24 protein-coding genes are annotated in these 23389 nt (G+C 68.0%); 15 read left to right on the top strand and 9 right to left on the bottom strand.

Annotated elements, in window-relative coordinates:
- Positions 1-26: 26 nt before the first annotated feature.
- The 3 genes from OB895_RS13905 to OB895_RS13895 all read right to left on the bottom strand — a co-directional run bounded on the left by OB895_RS13905 (position 27) and on the right by OB895_RS13895 (position 3618).
- Positions 27-1058, bottom strand: a complete 1032-nt coding sequence (locus OB895_RS13905) for an ABC transporter permease (RefSeq protein WP_194285966.1) — start codon at positions 1056-1058, stop codon at positions 27-29.
- On the bottom strand, positions 1058-2560 hold the full coding sequence (locus tag OB895_RS13900) for a sugar ABC transporter ATP-binding protein (RefSeq protein ID WP_079113648.1): 1503 nt from the start codon (positions 2558-2560) through the stop codon (positions 1058-1060). The genes OB895_RS13905 and OB895_RS13900 overlap by 1 nt, the downstream gene beginning before the upstream one ends.
- Before the next feature lie 188 nt (positions 2561-2748).
- On the bottom strand, positions 2749-3618 hold the full coding sequence (locus tag OB895_RS13895) for a sugar phosphate isomerase/epimerase family protein (protein ID WP_079113649.1): 870 nt from the start codon (positions 3616-3618) through the stop codon (positions 2749-2751).
- A gap of 214 nt (positions 3619-3832) precedes the next feature.
- On the opposite strand from OB895_RS13895, the gene OB895_RS13890 reads away from it, so the two are divergent.
- On the top strand, positions 3833-4834 hold the full coding sequence (locus OB895_RS13890) for a LacI family DNA-binding transcriptional regulator (RefSeq protein WP_079113650.1): 1002 nt from the start codon (positions 3833-3835) through the stop codon (positions 4832-4834).
- A gap of 123 nt (positions 4835-4957) precedes the next feature.
- On the opposite strand, the gene OB895_RS13885 is transcribed toward OB895_RS13890, so the two are convergent.
- On the bottom strand, positions 4958-5923 hold the full coding sequence (locus OB895_RS13885; RefSeq protein WP_042541370.1) for an aldo/keto reductase: 966 nt from the start codon (positions 5921-5923) through the stop codon (positions 4958-4960).
- On the bottom strand, positions 5910-7205 hold the full coding sequence (locus OB895_RS13880) for an L-fuconate dehydratase (protein ID WP_042541369.1): 1296 nt from the start codon (positions 7203-7205) through the stop codon (positions 5910-5912). The genes OB895_RS13885 and OB895_RS13880 overlap by 14 nt, the downstream gene beginning before the upstream one ends.
- A 133-nt stretch (positions 7206-7338) precedes the next feature.
- On the opposite strand from OB895_RS13880, the gene OB895_RS13875 reads away from it, so the two are divergent.
- Together OB895_RS13875 and OB895_RS13870 are read left to right on the top strand one after the other, a co-directional pair.
- The gene (locus OB895_RS13875; protein ID WP_311877948.1) at positions 7339-8199 is read left to right on the top strand and encodes a fumarylacetoacetate hydrolase family protein; all 861 of its coding nucleotides are present in this window, start codon (positions 7339-7341) and stop codon (positions 8197-8199) included.
- Positions 8181-8954: an SDR family NAD(P)-dependent oxidoreductase gene (locus OB895_RS13870; RefSeq protein WP_311877947.1), complete on the top strand. Its 774-nt coding sequence runs from the start codon at positions 8181-8183 to the stop codon at positions 8952-8954. Before OB895_RS13875 ends, OB895_RS13870 begins: the two co-directional genes overlap by 19 nt.
- A gap of 8 nt (positions 8955-8962) precedes the next feature.
- On the opposite strand, the gene OB895_RS13865 is transcribed toward OB895_RS13870, so the two are convergent.
- A complete protein-coding gene (locus OB895_RS13865; RefSeq protein WP_311877946.1) occupies positions 8963-9943 on the bottom strand; it encodes an amidohydrolase family protein in 981 nt (326 codons plus the stop codon).
- A 46-nt stretch (positions 9944-9989) separates the two neighbouring features.
- Between OB895_RS13865 and OB895_RS13860 the strand changes: the two genes are divergently transcribed.
- Positions 9990-10667, top strand: coding sequence for a FadR/GntR family transcriptional regulator (locus tag OB895_RS13860; protein WP_042541364.1), 678 nt, complete (start codon positions 9990-9992; stop codon positions 10665-10667).
- A 16-nt stretch (positions 10668-10683) separates the two neighbouring features.
- Here the strand turns inward: OB895_RS13860 and OB895_RS13855 are convergent, their stop codons facing one another.
- A complete protein-coding gene (locus OB895_RS13855; RefSeq protein WP_311877945.1) occupies positions 10684-11346 on the bottom strand; it encodes a transaldolase family protein in 663 nt (220 codons plus the stop codon).
- Positions 11347-11453: 107 nt separating this feature from the next.
- Between OB895_RS13855 and OB895_RS13850 the strand changes: the two genes are divergently transcribed.
- From OB895_RS13850 to OB895_RS13820, 7 genes are all read left to right on the top strand, one after another.
- Positions 11454-12404 carry a ribokinase gene (locus tag OB895_RS13850; RefSeq protein WP_079113655.1) on the top strand — a complete coding sequence of 317 codons (951 nt, stop codon included), beginning with the start codon at positions 11454-11456 and terminating at the stop codon, positions 12402-12404.
- Between the two features lie 19 nt (positions 12405-12423).
- Positions 12424-12828 carry a D-ribose pyranase gene (rbsD, locus tag OB895_RS13845; RefSeq protein ID WP_042541360.1) on the top strand — a complete coding sequence of 135 codons (405 nt, stop codon included), beginning with the start codon at positions 12424-12426 and terminating at the stop codon, positions 12826-12828.
- 1 nt (position 12829) lies between these two features.
- Positions 12830-13633 carry a GntR family transcriptional regulator gene (locus tag OB895_RS13840; RefSeq protein ID WP_042541358.1) on the top strand — a complete coding sequence of 268 codons (804 nt, stop codon included), beginning with the start codon at positions 12830-12832 and terminating at the stop codon, positions 13631-13633.
- Between the two features lie 509 nt (positions 13634-14142).
- Positions 14143-14664, top strand: a complete 522-nt coding sequence (locus tag OB895_RS13835; RefSeq protein WP_311877944.1) for a hypothetical protein — start codon at positions 14143-14145, stop codon at positions 14662-14664.
- A gap of 20 nt (positions 14665-14684) precedes the next feature.
- On the top strand, positions 14685-15743 hold the full coding sequence (locus tag OB895_RS13830; protein WP_079113657.1) for a PLP-dependent cysteine synthase family protein: 1059 nt from the start codon (positions 14685-14687) through the stop codon (positions 15741-15743).
- Positions 15744-15879: 136 nt separating this feature from the next.
- On the top strand, positions 15880-16395 hold the full coding sequence (locus tag OB895_RS13825; RefSeq protein ID WP_042541354.1) for a glycine cleavage system transcriptional repressor: 516 nt from the start codon (positions 15880-15882) through the stop codon (positions 16393-16395).
- A gap of 10 nt (positions 16396-16405) precedes the next feature.
- Positions 16406-16840: a GNAT family N-acetyltransferase gene (locus OB895_RS13820; RefSeq protein ID WP_311877943.1), complete on the top strand. Its 435-nt coding sequence runs from the start codon at positions 16406-16408 to the stop codon at positions 16838-16840.
- Positions 16841-16879: 39 nt separating this feature from the next.
- Here the strand turns inward: OB895_RS13820 and OB895_RS13815 are convergent, their stop codons facing one another.
- Positions 16880-17593, bottom strand: coding sequence for a FadR/GntR family transcriptional regulator (locus OB895_RS13815; protein WP_042541350.1), 714 nt, complete (start codon positions 17591-17593; stop codon positions 16880-16882).
- Positions 17594-17757: 164 nt separating this feature from the next.
- Here OB895_RS13815 and OB895_RS13810 point away from each other — a divergent pair, with 164 nt between their 5' ends.
- The 4 genes from OB895_RS13810 (at position 17758) to OB895_RS13795 (ending at position 22247) form a co-directional block, all read left to right on the top strand.
- Positions 17758-18993 carry an aminotransferase class V-fold PLP-dependent enzyme gene (locus OB895_RS13810; protein ID WP_079113659.1) on the top strand — a complete coding sequence of 412 codons (1236 nt, stop codon included), beginning with the start codon at positions 17758-17760 and terminating at the stop codon, positions 18991-18993.
- Positions 18994-19077: 84 nt separating this feature from the next.
- Positions 19078-20391 (top strand): ABC transporter substrate-binding protein, encoded by a 1314-nt coding sequence (locus OB895_RS13805; RefSeq protein WP_042541347.1) that lies wholly within the window; start codon positions 19078-19080, stop codon positions 20389-20391.
- A 3-nt stretch (positions 20392-20394) separates the two neighbouring features.
- Positions 20395-21345 carry a carbohydrate ABC transporter permease gene (locus tag OB895_RS13800; RefSeq protein WP_042541346.1) on the top strand — a complete coding sequence of 317 codons (951 nt, stop codon included), beginning with the start codon at positions 20395-20397 and terminating at the stop codon, positions 21343-21345.
- Positions 21342-22247 carry a carbohydrate ABC transporter permease gene (locus OB895_RS13795; RefSeq protein ID WP_197066066.1) on the top strand — a complete coding sequence of 302 codons (906 nt, stop codon included), beginning with the start codon at positions 21342-21344 and terminating at the stop codon, positions 22245-22247. Before OB895_RS13800 ends, OB895_RS13795 begins: the two co-directional genes overlap by 4 nt.
- A 62-nt stretch (positions 22248-22309) precedes the next feature.
- On the opposite strand, the gene OB895_RS13790 is transcribed toward OB895_RS13795, so the two are convergent.
- A complete protein-coding gene (locus OB895_RS13790; protein WP_042541345.1) occupies positions 22310-23323 on the bottom strand; it encodes an aldo/keto reductase family protein in 1014 nt (337 codons plus the stop codon).
- Between the last annotated feature and the right edge of the window lie 66 nt (positions 23324-23389).

Here is a 23389-nt window from a genome sequence, read left to right as displayed (position 1 = left end):
GTGGTGGTGGGGGGGATAGGTCTTGATCAGGTGTGCTGGCGGTTGCGCAGCGAGTCGAGGAACACGGCCAGCAGCACGACGACGCCGACGACGATGTTCTGCCACTCCGTCTGGATCGACATGATGCGCAGTCCGTTGACGAGCACGCTCATGATCAGCGCGCCGATCACGGTGCCCAGGATCGACCCGCGCCCGCCGAGCAGCGAGGTGCCGCCGATGATGACGGCCGCGATGGCCTGCAGCTCGTACCCGGTGCCGATCTGCGGCTGTGCCGAGTCGAGACGGGCGGCGATCACGATGCCCGCGATGCCGGTGAAGGCTCCCGCGAACATGTAGATGAAGATCGTCCAGCGTCGCGTGTTGACGCCAGAGAGGCGCGTGGCCTCCTCGTTCGAGCCGATCGCGAAGGTGTACCGGCCCAGGAGCGTCTTCGACAGCACCAGCCAGGCGACGATCGCGAGCGCGGCGGTGATCAGCACGGCGTTCGGGATGCCGGGGATGATCACGCCGAGCGCGATCTTCTTGAAGTCCGGTGCCGAGGTCGAGAAGTAGATCGGCGCGACGTTGGAGATGACGAGGGCGAGGCCTCCGGCGATCATCATCATCGCGAGGGTCGCGATGAACGGGGGCAGCCGCAGGAATGTGATGTTGATGCCGTTCACGAGGCCCATCAGCACACCGGTCGCGATGCCGCCGATCACGCCGAGCCAGACCGGCAGGCCGAGATTGGTGACGATGACACCCGTCATCACGGCGCACAGGGCCATGCCGGTTCCGATCGACAGGTCGATGCCGCCGGTGATGATGACGAACGTCGTGCCGAGGGCGAGGATGCCGATGACCGCGGTCGAGAGCAGCACGGTCGCGATGTTGCTGAAGGTGAAGAAGTTCGGGCTGGCGATCGAGAAGAAGATCACGAGCACGATCAGGGTGCCGAATGCGAGGGACTGCTGCACCTGACGCTTCAGGAAGCCGACCACGTCGCGCTTGTCGGTGTTCTCATCGAGAGCCGTCTGGATGATCGTCGTCGTCGACGACCCGTTCTGCGGAGCGCTCATCAGTCTTCCTCTCCGTGGGCTGCGAGTTGCATGATCTTCTCCTGGCTGGCGTCCTCGTTGCGGAGCGTGCCGGTGATGCGCCCGTTCGCGAAGACCGCGATGCGGTTCGCGACACGGAGGATCTCCGGCAGCTCCGACGAGATGACGATGATGGACTTTCCCTGATCAGCGAGCTGCTGCATCAGGCGGTAGATCTCTTCCTTGGCGCCGACGTCGATTCCTCGCGTCGGCTCGTCGAAGATGAGGATGTCGCAGTCGCGCATCAGCCACCGGGCGATGACGACCTTCTGCTGGTTGCCTCCCGACAGCAGCTTGACGACCTGGTTGACCGAGGGCGTCTTGACGCGCAGCTGCTGGACGTAGTCCTTGGTGCGGTTCTTCGCCTTGCCGTCGCCCATCCAGCCGATCGCGTTGGCATACGACCCGAGTGAGGCGAGCACGGTGTTGAAGGTGACGTCCTGCTCGAGCATCAGCCCGAGCAGCTTGCGGTCCTCCGAGAGGTAGCCGACGCCGTGCTTGACGGCATCCGCCGGCTGAGCGATGCGCACCGGTCGTCCGCCGATCGACACGGTGCCCCCGTCGCGGTGGTCGGCGCCGATGATGGCCCGGGCCGTCTCGGTGCGACCGGCGCCCATGAGCCCGGCGAAGCCGAGGATCTCGCCCCGGTGCAGTTGGAACGACACGTCGGTGAGCAGGCTCTTGGTCGAGAGCCCCTGCACATCGAGCACGATCGGATCGTTGGCGTGCTCGCGGGCCTGCGGTCTGGTTCCCTCGTCGATCACGCGGCCGACCATCATCTCGATGATCTTGGGGACGCTCACCTCGGATTTATCCAGTGATCCGATGTATGTGCCGTCACGCAGCACGGTGACCCGGTCGGCGAGGCGCCGCAGCTCGTCCATGCGGTGCGAGATGTAGACGATGCCGGTGCCTGACGCCCGCAGCTGCTCGATCAGCACGAACAGGGTCTCGGTCTCGGAGTCGGTGAGTGCCGACGTGGGCTCGTCCATGATGAGCACCTTGGCGTTGAACGAGAGCGCTTTGGCGATCTCGACCATCTGCTGCTCGGCCACCGTGAGCTCGCCCACGAGCTGCCGCGGGTTCAGTCTGATGTCGAGACGCTGCAGCAGCGCGGCGGTCTGCGCGTTGAGCTTGCGCTCCGACAGGAAGGGACCGGTCGTGGGCTCGCGCCCCACGTAGATGTTCTGCGCAACGGTGAGGTCGGGCATCAGGTTGAGTTCCTGATGGATGATCGTGATGCCGAGCTGCTGCGCCTGCAGGGGGCTGGTGAGCTCGACCTCCCGGCCCTCGAAGGTGATCGTGCCCTCGTCCTTGGTGTAGATCCCCGAGAGGATCTTCATCAGAGTCGACTTGCCCGCGCCGTTCTCGCCCACGAGCACCAGCACTTCGCCGGCCCGCACCTCGAGGTGCACGTCCTTGAGAGCCTGCACACCGGGGAATCCCTTGCTGATCCCCTCGACTCTGAGAATGGGGTCACTCATGTGCTCACCTGCTTCCTTGAAGGTCGTTATGCGATATTCCAGTCGGGCCTGGAAACATCGGATCAATTCTGCGTCCTGCGCCCCACCCTGCGCAAGTTGTATCTAAATGTAACTAAGACTTGTTCGGATGGGAAGACCTGTAATAACAAGTTGACAACGGGTCTGGATCTCGAGCGGCCTGCGCTGGGTCAGTGCAGCCTGATCGAGTCGACCGCGACGAGCTTGTCGCGGATGTAGGCGTTGGCGTGCGCACCGAGCTCGACGTTGTCGGTCCACAGGTTGCGCCAGATGCCGAGCATCCGGCTGAGGTCGGGGGCGACCACCGCCGAGGAGAACGACTCGAACACGATCGGGCCGTCATAGCCGATGCGCCCCAGCGCCTTGAAGAAGTTGTCGAAGTCGACCGTTCCGGTGCCGAGATAGCCGCGGTGGCTCTCGCCGATGTGCACGTAGCGGAGGGCGGGTGCGGCATCGAGGACCGGCGCGAACATATCCGACTCCTCGATGTTCATGTGGTACGTGTCGAGGTGGATGCCGAGGTTCGGCCGATCGACCTCGGCGAGGTAGGCGAGCGCCTGCCGCGCGGTGTTCAGCACGTTGGTCTCATAGCGGTTCACGACCTCGAGCGAGACCGAGATCCCTCGCTCGGCCGCGTGATCCGCGACGCGGGCGATGGTGCGACGGCTGCTCTCGAGCCCTTCGGTCGTCACCGGGTCCATGTACTTCTGCATCGCGCTGTAGATCACTCCGCAGAAGTGCCGGCCGCCCAGCTCGGCCAGCACATCGACGGCCTTCATCAGCAGCGCCTCCCCCGCGGCGACGACTGCCGGATCAGAACTGGTCACATCCGTCGCCCCCGAGAGACCGAGCGAGGCGCTGACGGCGAGGTCGTGCTCTTCGAGCGCCGCCTTCGCGGCGGCGACATCGAACGTGAACGGATCCATGAGCGGGAACTCGATCAGGTCGAAGCCTGCCGCCTTCGTCTGCTCCACCGAGAGTCGGATGCCGTCGGCATCGAAGTGTCCGGTCCAGACGAGCCCGTGGCATCCGATGTTCATGAGACCTCTCGGAGACGGGTGTGGGGCACCATCGCCTCTGGGATTTGGCACGTGCCAAGTCCGCGTTCAGGTCACGGTACGCGGGGTCGTACGGGGCTGTCAAGAACTTTCTTGGCACGTGCCAACTGCTCGGCTACTGTGGACTCGTCGGTGCCGCGCCGGTGCGCAGTGGTCCCCGCGCACGAGCGCACTGGCGCAGCCGACAAGGAGCTCCATGCCCGCCAGCGTCAAAGATGTCGCCGCCCTCGCCGGGGTCTCCTCCTCGACCGTCTCGAACTACCTCAACCACCCTCACGTGCTGGGCGAATCGAGCGCCGCGAAGGTCCGGGCCGCGATCGAACAGCTCGGCTACGTGCCGAACGAATCCGCACGACAGCTGCGCGCGGGGTCGAGCAAGGCGCTCGCGCTGATCCTCCTCGACGCCTGGCTGCCGTACTTCCACGAGCTCTCGCGCGGTGTCGAGGACGTCGCCCGCGAGGGCGGCTGGTCGCTGTTCTTCAGCAACAGCAACCGCGACGCCGACACCGAGCGTCGCAACATCGACATGTTCGAGGCGCATCGGGTGCAGGGCATCGTGATCTATCCGCTCGAAGACGTGGTGCCCCGGCTGGAGCAGCTCGCCGACCGCGGCATCCGCTCGGTGGTGGTCGGGCCCATCCCCGACTCCCCGACCGTCGGCTCCGTCCTCTTCGACGACCGCGGCGGCGGCCGCCTCGCGGGTGAGCACCTGCTGGCGATCGGACGCCGCCGCATCCTGTTCCTCGGGGCGCCGAGCGTCAGTCAGTCGAACGACCGGCTGCAGGGGCTGCGCGACGCCGTCACCGGCTCGGACGCCACGGTCGAGGTGTTCGACGTGCCGCATCTCACGACGGAAGACGGCCTCGAGGTCGCCGAACGCATCCTCGCGCTCCCTGCAGACGACAGGCCCGACGCGATCTTCGCGGCGAACGACATGGTGGCGATCGGCGTGATGACTCAACTGCTGCGTCACGGCATCCGCGTGCCCGACGAGATCGCGCTCGTCGGCTTCGACGACGTCGCGCAGGCGCATCAGAGCGTCGTGCCGCTGACGAGCGTGCGGCAGCCCGGGTACGAGATCGGACGGGCGGCGGGTGCGGCGCTGATCCGACAGCTCGCCGATCCGGCGGCTGCACTCCCCGCCCCGACGCCGTTCGCCGCCGAGCTCGTCGTCCGCGAGTCGACCGTCGGTCGCTGAGTCCGCTCGCCGCGCCCACCCGGTGCACAATTCAGCATGAACGCGAGCTGAAACCGATACCGCCGGCCGGAACCCGCTCTCCCGGGGCGGTTCCTGCTGAGCTGTCGACGCGCGCAGCTCGACTCAGGCCGGAATCAGCCCTTCCGCCGCGAGCTCATCCCACAGCGCCGCCGGGATCTCGAGCGCCGCATACTCGGCATTCTGACGAAGCTGCGCCGGCCGACTGCCCCCGACGACCACCGACCGCACGACGTCGGACTGCAGCGGAAACTGGATGGCCGCGGCGGGCAGCGGCACGGCGTGGTCGGCGCACACGCGGGCGATGCGCAGCAGCCTCTCCCACAGCTCGTCGGGCAGCTGACCGTACTCGTAGCGACCGTCACGGCGCGGCTCGCTCGACGCCAACAGGCCGGAGTTGAACACCGATGCCGCCACGATGCCGGTGCCGGTCTCACGACAGGCGGGCAGCACCTCGGCAGCGGCGGGCTGCTCGAGCAGCGTGTAGCGACCGGCGACCATGATCAGGTCGAGGTCCGCCGAGCGCACCGATGCGGCGAGCGCGTCCGACACCATCGAGCCGATCCCGATCGCCGACACCTGCCCGTCAGAGCGCAGCTGCTCGAGCGCCGGAAGCGCCTCGGCGAGCGCGAGGTCGAGGTCATGCCGCTCGGGGTCGTGCAGATAGACCAGATCGATCTGCTCGATGCCCAGCCGCTCGCGCGACTCGTCGAGACCGGCACGGATCCCGTCGTCCGAGAAGTCCCACACGCGCTGCAGATCGTCGGGCACGTGGAAGTCGTTCGCGGTGTCGAGCCCGCCGTCGTGGTCGGGGTTCGGTCGCAGCAGCCGGCCGACCTTCGTCGACAGCACGTACTCCTCACGCGGCTTGGTCTGCAGGAATGCGCCCAGGCGTCGCTCCGAGAGTCCGAGCCCGTAGTGCGGAGCCGTGTCGAAGTAGCGGATGCCGCTGTCCCACGCCGCCTCCAGGATCGCCCACGACTCGTCGTCGCTCAGCGGGCGGAACAGATTGCCGACGTTCGCCGCCCCGTACCCGAGAGCGGGGACCGCCAGAGCCTCAGACGCCGACATGCTGTCCCTTCCACGTGTAGGCGGCGATGCTCTCGGCCTTCATCTCCATGCCGGAGCCCGGCGCAGTCGGCGCCATGTACGAGCCGCCCTGGATGTCGGTCGGGATCACGAAGTGCTCGTGCAGGTGATCGACGAACTCGATCATGCGGCCTTCGCGCGTGCCCGTGACGGCGACGAAGTCGAACATCGACAGGTGCTGCACGGCCTCGCACAGGCCGACCCCGCCGGCATGCGGACAGACGGGCACCCCGAACTTCGCCGCGAGCAGCAGGTTGGCGATGTTCTCGTTCACGCCCGCGACGCGCACGGCGTCGATCTGCATGACCGCGATCGCCTCGGCCTGCAGCAGCTGCTTGAAGATGACGCGGTTCTGCGCGTGCTCACCGGTCGCGACGCGGATGGGCGCGACTCCCCTGGCGATCTCGGCGTGACCGAGCACATCGTCGGGGCTGGTCGGCTCCTCGATCCAGGCGGGGTGGAACTCGGCGAGCGCGTTGACCCATTCGATCGCCTCCGACACCTCCCAGCGCTGGTTCGCATCGATCGCGATCGGGAAGTCGGGTCCGCAGACCTCGCGCGCCTTGCGGAAGCGGCGGATGTCGTCGTCGAGGTCGGCACCGACCTTGAGCTTGATCTGGGTGAAGCCGTCGGCCATCGCCTCGCGGGCGAGCCGCTCGAGCTTCTCGTCGGAGTAGCCGAGCCAGCCGGGGCTCGTCGTGTATCCCGGATACCCGGTGGCCAGCAGCTCTCGTTCGCGCTCGATGCGGCCCGGCTCTGCGGCACGCAGGATCTCGAGCGCGTCCTCGCGCGTGAGCGCATTGGTGAGGTAGCGGAAGTCGACGAGGTCGACCAGCTCCTCCGGCGTCATCCGTGCGAGGAGCTGCCAGAGCGGCAGCCCCGCGCGCTTCGCCTTGATGTCCCAGAGCGCGTTGATGACCGCGCCGATCGCCATGTGCATGACGCCCTTCTCGGGCCCCAGCCACCGCAGCTGCGAGTCGCCGATGATGTCGCGGAACGTCGTGCCCATGTCGTCGAGCAGCGGCTCGATCTCGCGCCCGACGAGGTGCCCGGCGAGCGCGTCGATCGCGGCGACCTGCACGTCGTTGCCTCGCCCGATGGTGAAGACGAAGGCGTGGCCGTCGATGCCGTCCTCGGCGTCGGTGCGCACGATCACGTACGCGGCCGAGTAGTCGGGATCGGGATTCATGGCATCCGATCCGTCCAGACTCAGCGACGTGGGGAAGCGGATGTCGGTCGTGTCGAGGGCGACGATGCGGCTCACGGGGTCCTCTCGTGCACGGGGTGGGGATTCGTGCAGATCTCTTGGAGTGTAAACATCCGATGTCTATACTGTCAACGAGACGGGCCTCCATGGCGCGCCCCGCAACACAGAATCCTCAGTGATCAGGAGAGACATGAAGTTCGCACGGCTAGGCACTCCCGGCGCCGAGATCCCCGTCCTCGTCGACGGTGAGCGCTACCTCGATCTGAGGTCGGTGACATCCGATGTCAACGGCGACTTCCTCGCCGGTGACTTCCGCGCACGGATCGACGCCGCCCGCGCCGCCGACGAGCTCCCCGTGCTCGAGGATGCCGCAGCGATGCGCATCGGAGCGCCGATCGCGCGCCCGAGCGCCGTCATCTGCATCGGCCAGAACTACGCCGCGCACGCCCGCGAGTCGGGCTCCGAGCCGCCGACCGTGCCGATCATGTTCCTGAAGACGCCGAACACGGTCGTCGGTCCGAACGATGCGGTCACGATCCCCCGCGGCAGCGAGAAGACCGACTGGGAGGTCGAGCTCGGCATCGTCATCGGTGCTCGCGCCGCCTACCTGGATTCACCCGACGATGCCGACGCGCACATCGCGGGCTACGTCACGGCGAACGACGTGTCCGAGCGCGCCTTCCAGATGGAGGTCTCCGGAGGGCAGTGGTCGAAGGGCAAGATCGCCCCGGGCTTCAACCCGACCGGCCCGTGGCTGGTCACCCCCGACGAGGTCGACGTCGACGACCTGCGGCTGCGCAGCTGGGTCAACGGCGATGCGCGGCAGGACTCGAACACCGACGACATGATCTTCGACGTGCGCGTGATCGTGCACCACCTGTCGCAGTACGTCACGCTCGAGCCCGGCGACCTGATCCTCACGGGCACCCCGCAGGGCGTCGCGTTCGGCGGCAGGTTCCCGTACCTGAGGGCGGGCGACATCGTCGAGATCGAGATCGAAGGACTCGGGCACCAGCGCCAGGAGTTCGTGGCATGGGAGGCACAGAAGTGAGCAGCACACTCGACGGACTGGTCGCGATCGTCACCGGCGGCGCATCAGGAATCGGCGCGGCGGTCGCTGCCCGACTGCACGCCGACGGCGCCCAGATCGCGGTGCTCGATCGCGACACCTCAGGAGCGGATGCCGCGTTCGCCGCGTTCACGGCCGATGTGTCAGACCGCGCATCGGTGGATGCGGCCGTGGCCGCCGTCGCCGAGAGATTCGGGCGCATCGACATCGTCGTCAACAACGCCGGGGTCGGCGCACAGGGCGACATCAGCGCGAACGACGACGACGAGTGGGCCCGAGTGCTCTCGATCAACGTCACCGGCATCGCCCGCGTCACCTCGGCAGCGCTGCCCTGGCTCAAGAGGTCGCCGAGTGCGGCCGTGTGCAACACGGCATCCATCGCCTCGACCACCGGCCTGCCGCAGCGCGCTCTGTACAGCGCGTCGAAGGGCGCCGTCTCGGCCCTGACGCGCGCCATGGCAGCCGACCACCTGCGCGACGGCATCCGCGTCAACGCCGTGAACCCCGGCACCGCCGACACCCCCTGGGTCGGGCGCCTGCTCAACTCGGCCTCCGACCCGGCCGCCGAGCGTGCCGCTCTCGAGGCCCGCCAGCCGCACGGTCGTCTGGTCTCGCCCGACGAGGTCGCAGCGGCTGTGGCCTACCTCGTGAGCCCCGCCGCGGGGTCGACCACCGGCACGTTCATCGAGGTCGACGGCGGCATGGCGCAGCTGCGCCTCCGCCCCGTCGGCAGCTGAGTCGGCCGCTACGCGCGGTCGCCCCGCAGCCATCCCAGGAAACCGCGACGAGGCCGCTCCTCCCGAGCGTCCTCGCGCGGGGGCCTGGCGCCGACGCGATAGAACTCCTCGGCGTTGCGCCACATGATCGCGTCGACGTCGTGTCCGCGGCGCTCGGCCCAGCCGCTCACGGCATCCGCCCACCGACTGCGCGCCGTGGGCTGGTACATCGGGGTTCCGTCTTCGTTGGCATACGGGTCGTCCGCTTCGGCGGGGCCGATGACCGAGACCGGCCAGTCACTCCCCCACATCAGTCGCTCGGCGCCGAACGCGTCGGCTGTGGCGTCGAGGAACGGATGCATCTGCTCAGCCGACCAGTCGCCCCCGGCCTCGGCCGGAAGCCCCGACAGCTTGCACCACACGTTCGGATGCCGTGCGAGGTCGTCGAGATCCCGCACCCATTCCATCGTCGGCGCGACCGGAGCATCCGCGGTGCCGACCTGGGGCTTGCCCAGGTGATCGAGCACGATCCGCAGCTCGGGCACTGCCCCCGCGAGACGGGCGACCTCGGGAAGCTGGGATGCACGGATGCAGGCGTCGAAGGCCCACCCGTGCGCTGCGACCTCGCGGGCGCCGGTCACGAAGGCGGCCGACACCGCCAGCCCGTCTGGCTCGCCCTGCAGGTTGTGACGCACGCCGACCACGAGCGGCTCGGCCGCAAGGCCTTCAAGGTGGGCGGTCGTGTCGGTGCCGCGATCGAGACGGGCGCCGGCGACGATTCCGACCACTCCGATGCGGGCGGCCAGACTCGCCACCCAGCGCACCTCGTCGAGGAAGTCGTCTTCGATGGTCTCGGCCTGCACGAAGACCGCTCTTTCGGAGGTCGCGTTCCCTATTCGCGCGTGCTCGATCTCGGTCTCACCGAACAGCCAGGCGAGCGGGCCTTCGAGCCAGGTGTAGTGCAGAAGCTCGGGATCCCAGAGATGTAGGTGCGAATCGAGTACGCGCATGCCTCCATCCTGCCGCAGACATCCGATGAATGGTTAGGATGACGCCATGGCAGTGACTGACGACGCGATCGAGAAGATCAAGGCGATGATCGTCTCGGGCGAGCTCGCCCCCGGCGATCGGCTTCCTCCCGAGAAAGAGCTGTCCGAACGCCTCGGCCTGTCGCGCAACTCGATGCGCGAGGCGGTGAAGGCGCTCGAGGTGATCCGAGTGCTCGACGTGCGACGGGGCGACGGCACCTATGTCACAAGTCTCGAACCCCACCTGCTGCTCGAGGCGATCTCGTTCGTGGTCGACATGCATGACGACGACTCGATGCTCGAGATCTTCGCCGTGCGACGGATGCTGGAGTCGCAGGCGACCGGCCTCGCGGCCACCCTCGGCACCGACGAGGCGATCGCCGATCTCGAGCGCGAGGTGGAATCCATCGATTCGACGGTGAGCATCGAAGAGCTCGTCGAGCACGACATCCGCTTCCATCGCGAGATCGTCGGCATGGCGGGCAATGCCTATCTCGCCAGCCTCATCGAGCACCTGAGCAGCCAGACCGTGCGCGCCCGCGTATGGCGGGGGCTCACCGAGGGCGGAGCCGTCGAGCGCACGCTGTCGGAGCATCGGGCGATCGCCGACGCCATCGCCCGCCGCGATTCGGGCCTCGCGACCTCGCTCGCCACCGCGCACATCGCCGGCGTCGAGCGGTGGCTGCGTCAGGCGGCCACCGCCTGAGAGCGATCGGCGCGCCTCAGGCCCCGAGCCGCACCATCGCCGCGTCGAACTCCGCCGCCGAGCTGTCGCTGACCCCGTGGAACAGCATCTGCTCGATCACGTCCGGTGCCGCGGTGAAGTACGGCACCCCCGCGAGACGCAGGCCGGTGATGTCGTCGGGCGACCGCAGACTCGCGGCGAGCACGTTCGAATCGCTCCCCGCGCACATCTCCTGCATGCGGGCGATCACGGCGTCGCCGTCGATGCCGGCATCCCGCATGCGTCCGAGGTAGGGAGCGATGTACTGCGCGCCGATCGAGGCGCACACCAGCGTTTGGGCGACCGAGTACACAGCGGTGACGAGCACGGTCGCGCCGTCGCGCACCAGAGCGGATGCCGCGGCGAAACCGTCGCGCGTCGCGGGCACCTTCACGACCACCCGGTCGCCGAGCGCCCTGATGCCCTCGGCGTTGCGGAGCAAGGATGAAGCGTCGCCGCCCCACGTCTGGAAGAAGATCTCGCGTGCACCCTCGCCTGCCCAGCGGGCGTAGAGGTCGGGGATCTCGGCGGCGGTGCGACCGCCGCGCTCGAGGATCGTCGGGTTGGTGGTGACGCCGTGCACGACGCCCGCGGCGAGGAGCGACGAGACGCGGTCGACGTCCGCGCTGTCGACATAGAGACGGGGGGCCAGCGCGGTCATCGGGTCTCCTTGTGCACAACCTGTCGTTACAGGTTCGGATTCGGCTAATGTAATGACAGCCGCGGAGGATGTCAAAGCACCCCGCATCGACGACGATCAGGAGTGCCATGACAGCCGCCACCTCGCCCGATCGCACCGGCGTCGTCATCGTCGGCAGTGTGACCGCAGACGTGACGACCTTCTCGACCCGGCTCCCGGCCCGCGGCGAGACCATCCTCGGAGACGAGTTCACCCTGATGCTCGGCGGCAAGGGCGCCAACCAGGCCGTCGCAGCCGGTCGATCCGGAGCACGCACGAGCTTCGTCGGATGCGTCGGCGACGACCTCTTCCACGACCTCGTCGTCACTGGCCTGAGCGACGCCGGCGTCGATCTCGCACACCTGCGCACCGTGCCCGGGCCGACCGGCATCGCCCACATCCGCGTCGACGCCTCGGCGCAGAACGACATCGTCATGGTGCCGCTCGCGAACGCCGCCCTGAGCACCGAGCAGATCGATGCGGCGCTCACCGCCCTCGCGCCCACCACGTCGGTGCTGCTCACTCAGCTCGAGACCCCGTCGGCCCTCACCGCGCACATCACGTCGCGCGGACGCGAGCACGGCATGACCGTCATCCTCGACCCGGCACCCGCCGCTCCGCTCGACGACGCGGTGTGGGCGAACATCGACATCGTGACCCCGAACGAGACCGAGGCCTCGGTGCTCAGCGGCATCGAGGTGACGGATGCCGCGTCCGCCGCGCTCGCGGGCCGGTGGTTCCTCGACCGCGGGGTCGGCGCGGCCGTGATCACGCTCGCAGGGCAGGGCTCGTGCGTCGTGACGGCAGCCGGAGCATCCGTCATCCCCCCGTTCCCGGTCGAGGCCGTCGACACCACAGCCGCGGGCGACGCCTACGCCGGATATCTCGGTGCGGCGCTGGCGAACGGCCTGGAGCTGACGGATGCCGTGCGCATCGCCACGGCCGCCGGCGCGCTCGCCGTCACGAAGCAGGGCGCCTCGCCGAGCCTGCCGCTGCGCGCCGAGGTCGAGGCATTCCTGGCCGCACGAGACGCCCACTGACATCCCCCGAGGAGACATCATGCGCAAGACAGCGACGACCATCAACCCCGCCCTCTCGCGCGTGATCAGCGAGACCGGACACACCGACCTGCTGGTGGTGACCGATGCGGGGCTGCCGATTCCGCCGGGGTCCGAGCGCATCGACCTCGCCTACCGCCCCGGGGCGCCGGCGTTCTTCGACGTGCTCGACACCGTGCTCGCCGAGCTGGTCGTCGAGGGCGCGACCGTCTCTGCGGAGGTGGCCGAGAAGAGCCCCGAGGTGCTCGCCGCGCTGCGCGAGCGCTTCGCCGATCAGGATTTCGAGATCGAGCTGATCCCGCACGTCGAGTTCAAGAAGCTCACGCACTCGGCGCGCGCGTTCGTGCGCTCGGGAGAGTTCACCCCGTACGCGAATGTGATCCTGCACGCAGGGGTGGCGTACTGACATGAACGACACGATCGACCGCCACTCCGCGGCGCCCATGTACGACCAGCTGCGTCAGCTGATCATCGAGGGCATCTCGAGAGACGGCCTGCAGCCGGGCGACCCCCTGCCCGGCGAGCACCGCCTGTGCGAGCGCTATGGCATCTCCCGCACGGTCGTGCGTCAGGCGCTCGCCCAGCTCGAACACGAGGGGCTCGTCGAGCGGGTCAAGGGAAAGGGCACTTTCGTGTCCCGCCCGCGCACCAGCGAGAGCCTGGTGCACACGCTGGTCGGTCTGTACGACGACGTCGAGCGCCGCGGCGGCCACGTGCACAGCGATGTGCTGCGGCACGAGCAGACCCTGGCCGACGACGAGATCGCGGCGGCCCTCGAGGTCGAGGTCGGCGCTCCCGTCGTGGTGCTCGACCGCCTCCGTCACGTCGACGGCGAACCGTGGTCGCTCTCCACGACCTGGATGCCGGATGCCGTCGGCGGCGTCACCCTCGGCGTCGACCTGTCGGAGCGATCCCTGTATCGACTGCTCGCCGATCACGACATCGTGGCCACCAGCGGCGTCCGCTCCGCCGAGGCCACCGTGGCCACCCACGAGCAGGCGCAGTATCTCGGCGTGAGCGCCGGCTCGGCCCTGCTGCGGCTGCGCAGTGTGAGTCGTTCCGCCGACGGCATCCCGATCGAGTACTTCGTGGCCCACCACCGCGGTGACCGCTCGCGCTTCGAATTCCAGCTGCAGCAGGAGCAGTCGCACGCGTCGCTGCTGCACGTCGACGACGACGGCGGCACCTCGCGCGCCGGCACTGTTCGCTGACCGGCACTGTTCGCTGACCGGCACTGATCGGTAGCAGAGTGCGCTGAGGCGGCTAGCCTGGCAGCGGAGCATGCGTCGCACCGGGCGACGCGAGCAGGGGGGCAGACACGATGGTCGACGACGCGCATCCACCGACTTCGGAACCCGAACCGGTCATCCCGCCGCCTCCGACTGCGGCTCCCGGTGTTCTCTCTTCGTCGGTCCCCCTGGCGCCGCCGCTGAGTGGGCCGCCCGCACCTCCCGGGTCGCCGCCGCCTGCACCCGGCGGGCCCGTCGCGCCGCCGCTGCCCCCGTATGCGTCGGGCCGGCAGCCGGGGCAGCACCCGCAGCAGCCGCCAGGGCAGTATCAGCAACAGGGCGGGAACTACCCGCCTCAGCAGCCCGCCTCGTATCCGGCCCCGTACCCGTACCCGGCGGGCCAGCAGGCTCCCGCTCCCTCTGGCGCGGCGTATCCGTACCCCTCCGCACCGCCGAGTCCTCCCTCGCGCTCGGGCAGGACCCTCGGCATCGTGATCGCGGCGGTCGCGGCATTCGTGCTGATCATCGTCGTCGGAGTCGGAGTCGGCGTGGCCGTGAGCCTGCTGATGAGTTCGCGCGAGCCGGTCGCCGCACCGATGCCCTCCGCGACGGCCGCGGCTCCCAGCGAGCCCTCCGACGACCCCTCCACCGAGGAGTCGCCGTCCGACGACCCGGGTGACGCCGACGCATCCGCGATCGCCGACATCCTCCAGGCGAAGATCGACGAATACAAGCGGCTGCGCGACAGCGGAGCGCTGTGGCAGAGCATCCCCGACACCGAGTTCAACCGCACCGCCGTCTCGGCCTTCCTGTACTTCCTCACCGACATGAAGGTCGCGACGATCTGGGGCGTCGATGAGGCGCAGGCGAGGGAGTACGAGGAGCGGATGACGATGCTCGAAGAGCGCCTGCTCGCTGAACAGCCGCTCGGCGACGACATCCAGATCACGCTCGAAGACGAGGTCTTCACGTACGACGGCGAGACGGGCGAGGGCGGCTACACGGCCAGGTAGCGGGGCGTTACGCTCGAAGGATGAGCGACTGGACCAGCACCGCGATCGCCCTGCTGGAAGCCGACGCGAACCGCAGTGCCGACACGCACCTGCACCTGTTCCCGCTGCCACCCGAGTGGGGCATCGATCTGTACCTGAAGGACGAGTCGGTGCACCCCACGGGGTCGCTCAAGCACCGTCTCGCGCGCTCGCTGCTCCTGTACGGACTCGTCAACGGCCGCATCACGGAGCACTCGACCCTCGTGGAGTCGTCGAGCGGATCCACCGCCGTCTCGGAGGCGTACTTCGCGAGGATGCTGGGGCTGCCGTTCGTCACGGTCGTGCCGCGGTCGACGAGCCAGGAGAAGATCGACCTCATCGAGTTCTACGGCGGACGCTGCCACTTCGTCGACCGCGCAGAGGACATGTCTCCCGAGGCCCAGCGTCTCGCGTCCGAGTGCCACGGGCACTACCTCGACCAGTTCACCTTCGCCGAGCGCGCGACCGACTGGCGCGGCAACAACAACATCGCCGAGAGCGTGTTCAGCCAGCTGTCGCAGGAACGGCATCCGATCCCCCGCTGGATCGTCGTGGGTGCGGGCACCGGCGGCACCAGCGCGACCTTCGGGCGATACGTCAAGTACCGCCGCCACGAGACGCAGATCGCCGTCGTCGACCCCGAGGGCTCGGCCTTCTACGACGGATGGGCGGGAACCGTCGATCCGCCTCCCGGGCGCCCCAGCCGCATCGAGGGCATCGGTCGACCCCGCGTCGAGGCCTCGTTCGTGCCGACGGTGATCGACGAGATGATCCGCGTGCCCGATGCGGGGTCGATCGCCGCGATCCGGATGCTGCGCGAGCGCACCCTGCACCTCGCCGGAGGCTCGACCGGCACCAACCTGTACGGGGCGTTCCAGCTGATCGCGCGCATGCGCGCGGCGGGCGAGACCGGCAGCATCGTCACGCTGATCTGCGACAGCGGCATCCGCTACGCCGGCACGTACTTCAACGACGAGTGGGTCGCGCAGCAGGGCTGGGACCTCGCCCCGCACCGCGAGCGCCTCGATCGCTTCCTCGACACCGGCGACTGGGTCGACTGACCGGGGGTCGACTGACCGGGTTCGACTGACCTGCCGTTCACAACTCAGCACGGACACCCCGGATCGGCCACCTGGCCACGGTCTTCGGGTGCTTTCCGAGCGATGATGCTGAATTGCGAACGGCTACGCTGGCCGCATGACTACTCTCATCCTCACTGTCGCGGGTGCTGATCGCCCAGGTCTCGTCGCTGCCGTCGCCGATGTCGTCGAGGCCCACGGCGGCAACTGGGAGAACAGCTCGCTGGCCGAGCTCGCCGGAACATTCGCCGGCGTGATCGAGGTATCGGTCGCAACGGAGCGCACAGACGAACTGCAGGATGCCCTGCGCGGCTTGCAGGGCCAGGGGCTCCTGACCCTCGCGGTTCTCACCGGCTCCCCGGCAGACACGGACGCCGAGGACCAGATGCTCGAGATCCGGGTGCTCGGCAACGACCGTTCGGGCATCGTCCGCGAGGTGTCGAACGTGCTGAGCGCGCACGACCTGAGCATCGAAGAGCTGGCGACCGAGACCCGGGATGCCGCGATGGCCGGCGGCCGCCTGTTCGAGGCGTCCGTGATCGCACGGGTACCCGCGTCGGTCGACCTCGACGCCCTGCGCCGTGACCTCGAACGCATCGCCACCGAGATCCAGGTCGACATCACCCTCGCCTGACACGTCACCCATGGCCGACGGAATCAGCATCGCGATCGCGGACCGCCTCACAGCGGATGACCTTCACCGGATCGAGGCACTTCTCCCTCAGCTCTCGGCGACCGCTCGATTCGACGCGGAACGGGTGCTCTCGTTGCTCCAGGCGCAGAACACCGACCTGTTCGTCGCGCGCGAGTCAGGCCGCATCGTGGGAATGGCCACCCTCGTGACGGCTTCGCTCATCACCGGATGGCACGGCAGCATCGAAGACGTCGTGGTCGACCAGAGCACCCGTGGACGAGGTATCGCACGCCTGCTGCTCGAAGCGATCATCGACGAGTCGCAACAGCGGGGGCTGCCGACACTCGACCTGACCTCCCGACCGTCTCGCGAATCGGCGTTGCGCCTCTACGAGTCCGTCGGCTTCGTCCGTCGCAACACGAATGTGCTGCGCTTCGCACCGTAGGGAGACTGAATCGAGGCGAGCATCGCGAGCCCGCCGAACTCAGTCCGGCTCGACGGCCGACCCCTCGGCGACGATGTCGGTCTCGGTGTACCGCCGCACCCAGTACTCGGTCTGCGCGACGTGTGCGGATGCCGCAGCCGAGGCCGCGACGGGATCCGCCGCCGCGAGCCCGCGGAGTATCGCGCGGTGCCCGGCGTCCGAGTGCAGCTTCAGCTCGGCCGCGTCACCGGCATCCGGAATCCGATATGCCCGCGATCGTGAGCGCAGCACGTCGATGAGACTCGTGAGGGCGTCATTGCCGGCGACCTCGGAGATCGTCATGTGGAAGGCGTGGTCGAGGCGCGAGTGGTCCTCGAAGTCGTCGCTGGCCTCGATCTCATCGAGCACGCCGCTGAGCTCCTCGAGGGTTGCGGCATCGATGCGGGCCGCGGCGAGCGCGGCGGCATGCGGTTCGAGCACGCGACGCAGCTCGGTCAGCTCGAGCACTCCGGCCATGGGCAGCAACCCGACCGTGAGGGACAGACTGCCGATCAGGTCGGCGGCGCGCAGTTCGCTGACGTAGCTGCCGGAGCCGTGGCGGGTCTCGAGCACTCCGAGTGCGGCCAGCATGCGGATGGCTTCGCGCAGGGATCCTCGCGAGACACCGAGCGTCTCGCACAGTTCGCCCTCGCTCGGCAGACGGTCGCCGGGGCGCAGGGCCCCGTCGGCGATCAGCGCACGCAGCCCGTGCAGAGCCGTATCCAAAGCGCTCATCGTGATCCTCTCTGACACCGGCCACTCCCCTGCGAGTCTGTCGGACGCGCGCTCTTCATCAAATTCGTATGACAACTATGTTTCATCTTCACCTTTCCATAGCCATATCGGAACCTCTGTGGCAAAGTTGTGCAACAACTCCCCCACTGCACCGACGAGGACCGATGCCTGCACCACTCTTCCCCGCACCGCTCACGCTGAACTCCGGCATCCGAGCCCGTGATGCGTGGCCGCTCGATCCCGACGTGATCCATCTGAACCACGGCTCTTTCGGCGCAGTCCCCACCGCCGTCGTCGAACAGCAGGATGCGCTGCGCCGCCGCGCCGACCTGAGCCCGGTCGAGTGGTTCCCCCGCATCGCCGAGCGCGTGCAGCAGGCCCGCGAGCGCACCGCACCGTTCGTGGGCGCCTACGCTGAAGACAGCGTCTTCGTCCCCAACGCCTCGGCCGCGGCCACCGTCGTCTACAACGCCCTGCACCTCGAGCGCGGCGACGAGATCCTCGTGACCGACCAGGGCTACGGCGCGATCACGATGGGGGCGCAGCGTCTGGCCCGTCGCTTCGGAGCATCCGTCCGCGCCGTCGAGCTGCCGCTGCTCGCCTCCGACGACGAGGTCGTGCAGCGCTTCGCCGAGGCGCTCACCCCGAGCACTCGCCTGATCGTGGTCGACCAGATCACCTCCCCCACGGCCCGGATGCTGCCGACGCGCCGCATCGCCGAGCTCGCCGCCGAGCGCGGCATCCGCACGCTCGTCGACGGCGCCCACGCCCCCGGTCTCGTCGCGGATGCCGCGGCTGTCGCCGGCGGCGACTGGTGGTTCGGCAACCTGCACAAGTGGCCCTGCGCCCCGCGCGGTTCGGCGCTGCTCGTCACGACCGCACCCGATCGCGACGACCTCTGGCCGCTCATCGACTCGTGGGCCGCGAACGAGCTCTACCCCGAGCGCTTCGACACCCAGGGCACGATCGACGCGACGACCTACCTGGCCACCCCCGCGTCGATCGAGTTCATCGAGCGCGAGTTCGGCTGGCACAACGCCCGCCAGGCGATGGTGCAGATGGCGGATGCCGGTGCCGAGATCATCGCTGAAGGCCTGCGCCCCTACGGCGACGAAGACCCCCTCACCCCGCTGCCCTCGCCCGTGCCGTCGATGCGGCTCGTGCGTCTGCCGCTCGGACTCGGATCCACACGGGAAGAGGCCGACGCCCTGCGCATGGATCTGCTCGACGAGACCGGCGTCGAGACCGCGTTCACCAGCTTCCGCGGCGTGGGCTACTTCCGCCTGTCGGCGCACCTCTACACCGAGGCGTCGGACTTCGAGGCCTTCGTCGAGCGCTGCATCCCGCAGATCCTCCGCCGAGCCGGCATCCGCACCCCCGACTCGATCATCGTCTCCTGACCCGACCACCTGCTCCACCCACCACCCGATCCACACCCACCCGACCCACCCGACCCACCACCATCACCAACTGAGAGGCACCTCGTGAAGAAGAACAGAATCTTGACGACCGCCGCGGGAATCGGCACCGTCGCCGCGCTCGCGCTCACCGGCTGTTCCGCAAGCGGCGGCGAATCCGCCGACGGCACCGTCACCCTGCAGATGGTCGAGAGCCTGACCAACCCTGCACGCACCGACCTGCTCCGCGGGCTCCTCGACGATTTCGAGAAGGCGAACCCCGACATCAAGGTCAAGCTCGTCTCGCCGCCCACCGAGCAGGCGGATGCGAAGATCCAGCAGATGCTGCAGTCCGGAAAGGGCGTCGACGTCCTCGAGGTCCGCGACATCACGGTCGGCCCGTTCGCCAACAACGGCTGGCTGCACGACATCTCGGGCGACCTCGAGAAGTGGGACGGCTGGGACGCCCTGACCGACAACGCGCAGGCTGCGTCGGTGGCCACCGACGGCAAGAGCTACTTCGTGCCCTACGGCTTCTACGGCCTGTCGCTCTTCTACCGCACCGACCTGGTCGAGGAGGCCGGCTTCGACGGCCCTCCGCACAGCTGGAAGGACCTGCTCGAGCAGGCCAGCGCCATCCAGGACCCGTCGAACAACATCTACGGCTACGCGTTCCGCGGGGGTGCGAACGCGAACAGCAACGTGGTCGCGGCGATCGAGGCCTACACGATCGACGGCCTCGACGTCGATGACGCGTTCCTCATGGAGGACGGATCGACGATCTTCGCCGCCCCCGAGGCGCAGGAGGCCGTCGATGACTACTTCGACCTGTTCAAGGAGGCCTCCCCGCCCTCGGCCGTCTCGTGGGGCTACCCCGAGATGGTCGCAGGCTTCACCAACGGCACCACGGCGTTCCTGCTGCAGGACCCCGAGGTCATCGCCACGGTGCAGGACTCGTCGCTGACCGAAGACCAGTGGGACACCGCTCCGCTGCTCGTCGGCCCGTCGGGCAAGGCCGCGCAGCCGCTGGCCGTCGCCGGCTGGGGCGTCGCCGAGAACAGCGAGCACCAGGATGCCGCAGTCAAGCTCGTCGAGTTCCTCTCGTCGGCCGAGCCCGCGACCGAGTTCGCCCAGGCCAACAGCCTCGTGCCGATCATCTCGGATGCCGCGGACGACGAGTTCTACTCGACCGGCCCGTGGACCAGCTACGTCACCATGACGGAGGATCCCGAGACGTACGTGAACGTGCGTCAGCCGCGTGGCGTCAGCTGGTGGACCGAGTGGATCCAGAAGTCCGACCAGGATGTGCAGAACGTGCTGCTCGGCAACATGTCGACCAGCGAGCTGCTCGAGTCGTGGGATGCCTTCTGGACCGAGAAGTACGCAGCGGAAAAGGGCTGATCCGTGACCCGGACCGCTCTCGAAGGGGGCTCCGTCGGCACCGCCGGCGGGGCCTCCCCGGCATCCCGCCGGCGCCGCCCGTTCCGTGGCCGCCACGCGCTGACGCTGCTGGCCTTCATGGCCCCGGCGATCGTGTTCGTGTGCTGGTTCACCTACTGGCCCATGCTGCAGGGCGCACGCATGGCCTTCCACGACTGGAACCTGTGGGATCTCACGTCTACCCCCTGGGTGGGCTTCGACAACTTCGTCACCGTCTTCCAGGACCCGGCGTTCCCCGTCGTCGCGTGGAACTCGGTGCTCTGGGTGGTCGGCTCGCTCGTGCCGCAGCTCGTGATCGGGTTCCTGATCGCGCTCGCGCTGCGCAAGCGGTTCCGCTTCCGCGGGCTCTACCAGGCCCTCGTGTTCTTCCCGTGGGCGGTGTCGGGATTCCTGATCGGGATGCTCTTCCGCTGGATGTTCAACGCGGAGTTCGGCGTCGTGAACGACCTGCTCATGAAGGTCGGCCTGATCGACGCCCCGCTCCCCTGGCTGGCCGATCCGAAGCTCGCGATGTTCGCGGTCATCGTGGCCAACATCTGGTACGGCGTGACCTTCTTCGCGATCATGATCCTCGCCGCGCTCCAGTCGGTGCCTGACGAGATGCTCGAGGCCGCGAGCCTCGACGGCGCCGGCAAGGTCCGGCAGCTGTTCTCGATCATCATCCCGTACATCTCGATGACGCTGTTGCTCACGATCCTGCTGCGCATCATCTGGATCTTCAACTTCCCCGACATCATCTACGCGATGACGAACGGCGGGCCGGCGAACCAGACGCACATCGTCACGACGTGGATGATCAACTACACCCAGCAGGGCAACTACGGCATCGCGAGTGCGATCGGACTCATCGTGGTCGCGTTCCTGTTCGTGTTCTGCGCGTTCTACCTGATGGCGATGCGGAAGGTGCAGCGATGACCATCACCGGCACAACAGTCACCGAGACTCGTCGTCTCACCGTTCCCGACATCGCGAAGGCACCGCGACCTGCGCGCAAGGTGTCGGTCGGCGGCGTCGTGCGTGTGGTCGGGCTTCTGCTCTGGCTCGTCATCACGCTGTTCCCGCTGTACTGGATCGCGCTGACGTCGTTCAAGTCGCCGGGCACGATCAACTCGTTCCCGATCGAGTACTGGCCGTCAGAGCCCTCGTTCGACAACTACGTCAGTCTGTTCCAGCAGAGCTCGTTCGGGGTGTTCCTCGCCAACTCCGCGATCGTGGCGACGATCGCGGGCGCGGTGGCGACGCTGATCGCGCTGCTGAGCGCCTACGTGATCGCCCGCTTCGAGTTCCGCGGCAAGGGCACGGTGCTGGTCGCGTTCCTGCTGACGCAGATGATCCCGGCGTTCATCGCGCTCGGCCCGCTGTACTCGATGATGACCGACCTCGGCCTGGTCGACACCAAGCCCGGTCTGATCCTCGTGTACATCGCGGTCTGCATCCCGTTCTCCACCGTGATGCTGCGCGGGTTCTTCGAGAACGTCCCCGACGCCCTCGAAGAGGCGGCGATGATCGACGGATGCTCGCGCTTCGGCGCTCTGTTCCGGGTGCTCGTGCCGGTGATGACCCCCGGCATCATCGCCGCGTTCATCTTCAACTTCGTCAACTGCTGGAACGAGCTGTTCCTGTCGGTCGTGCTCATGAACACCGATGAGAACCGCACGGTGCCGTCGGCGCTGAACGGCTTCATCTCGACGTTCAACATCGACTGGGGTTCGATGTCGGCGGCCGCCGTGCTGACGATTCTGCCGACGATGGTGATGTTCGCTCTCGCGAGTCGCTGGATCGTGCAGGGACTGACAGCCGGAGCCGTCAAGGAGTAATCGCTCCCGCGCATGACGAAGGCCGCCGTTCATTTCGAACGGCGGCCTTCGTCATGCGGTCATCAGACCAGGCGCGCCTTCGGCGACACCGAGTAGGTGGCCTCGGCGTCGCGGTTGACCGTGTCGCCCAGTGCGGCGTCGATGGCCGCGAGGGTGTCGGCGTCGAGCGTGACACCCGAGGCCTTGACCGTCTCGGCGAGCTGCTCGGGGCGCGAGGCTCCGACGAGAGCGGCGGCGACGTTCGGGTTCTGCAGCACCCACGCGATCGCGAGCTGCGGCATCGACAGGCCCGCCTCTTCGGCGATCGGCTTGAGCTTCTGCACCGCGGTGAGGATGTCGTCCTGCAGGAAGCTCTTGATGAACTCCGAGCCGCTGTGCGGGTCGGTCGCGCGCGAGCCCTCGGGCACCGGCTGGCCCGGAAGGTACTTGCCCGACAGCACGCCCTGCGCCATCGGCGACCAGACGATCTGCGAGATGCCGAGCTCTTCGGACGCCGGCACGACCTTGCCCTCGATCACGCGGTGCAGCATCGAGTACTGCGGCTGGTTCGAGATCAGCTGCACGCCGAGCTGCTTCGCGAGCGCGTGGCCCTCCTGCAGCTGCTCCGCCGTCCACTCCGAGACGCCGATGTAGAGCGCCTTGCCCTGACGGACGACGTCGGCGAACGCCTGGAACGTCTCCTCCAACGGGGTCTCGTAGTCGAAGCGGTGCGCCTGGTAGAGGTCGACGTAGTCGGTGCCGAGGCGCGTCAGCGAGCCGTTGATCGACTCGAGGATGTGCTTGCGGCTCAGTCCGGTGTCGTTCGGGCCCTTGGGACCTGTGGGGAAGTAGACCTTCGTGAAGATCTCGAGTCCTTCGCGGCGCTGCCCTTCGAGCGCCTTGCCGAGCACGACCTCCGCCGCCGTGTTGGCATACGTGTCTGCCGTGTCGAACGTGGTGATGCCGGCGTCGAGCGCCGCGTGCACCGTCTTGACGGCGGCGTCGTCTTCGACCTGAGAAGCGTGCGTGACCCAGTTGCCATAGGTGATCTCAGAGACCTTGAGACCGCTGTTGCCGAGATAGCGATAGTTGACCATGCAACAACGCTACCGGCCCCCGCAGACACCGGGCCCGGATCTCCGTGACCGGTCTCGGAAAAGCAG

This window comes from Microbacterium forte (assembly GCF_031885415.1).
GTDB classification, from domain to species: Bacteria; Actinomycetota; Actinomycetes; order Actinomycetales; family Microbacteriaceae; genus Microbacterium; species Microbacterium forte.
This window is presented reverse-complemented; position numbering and strand designations above follow the sequence as displayed.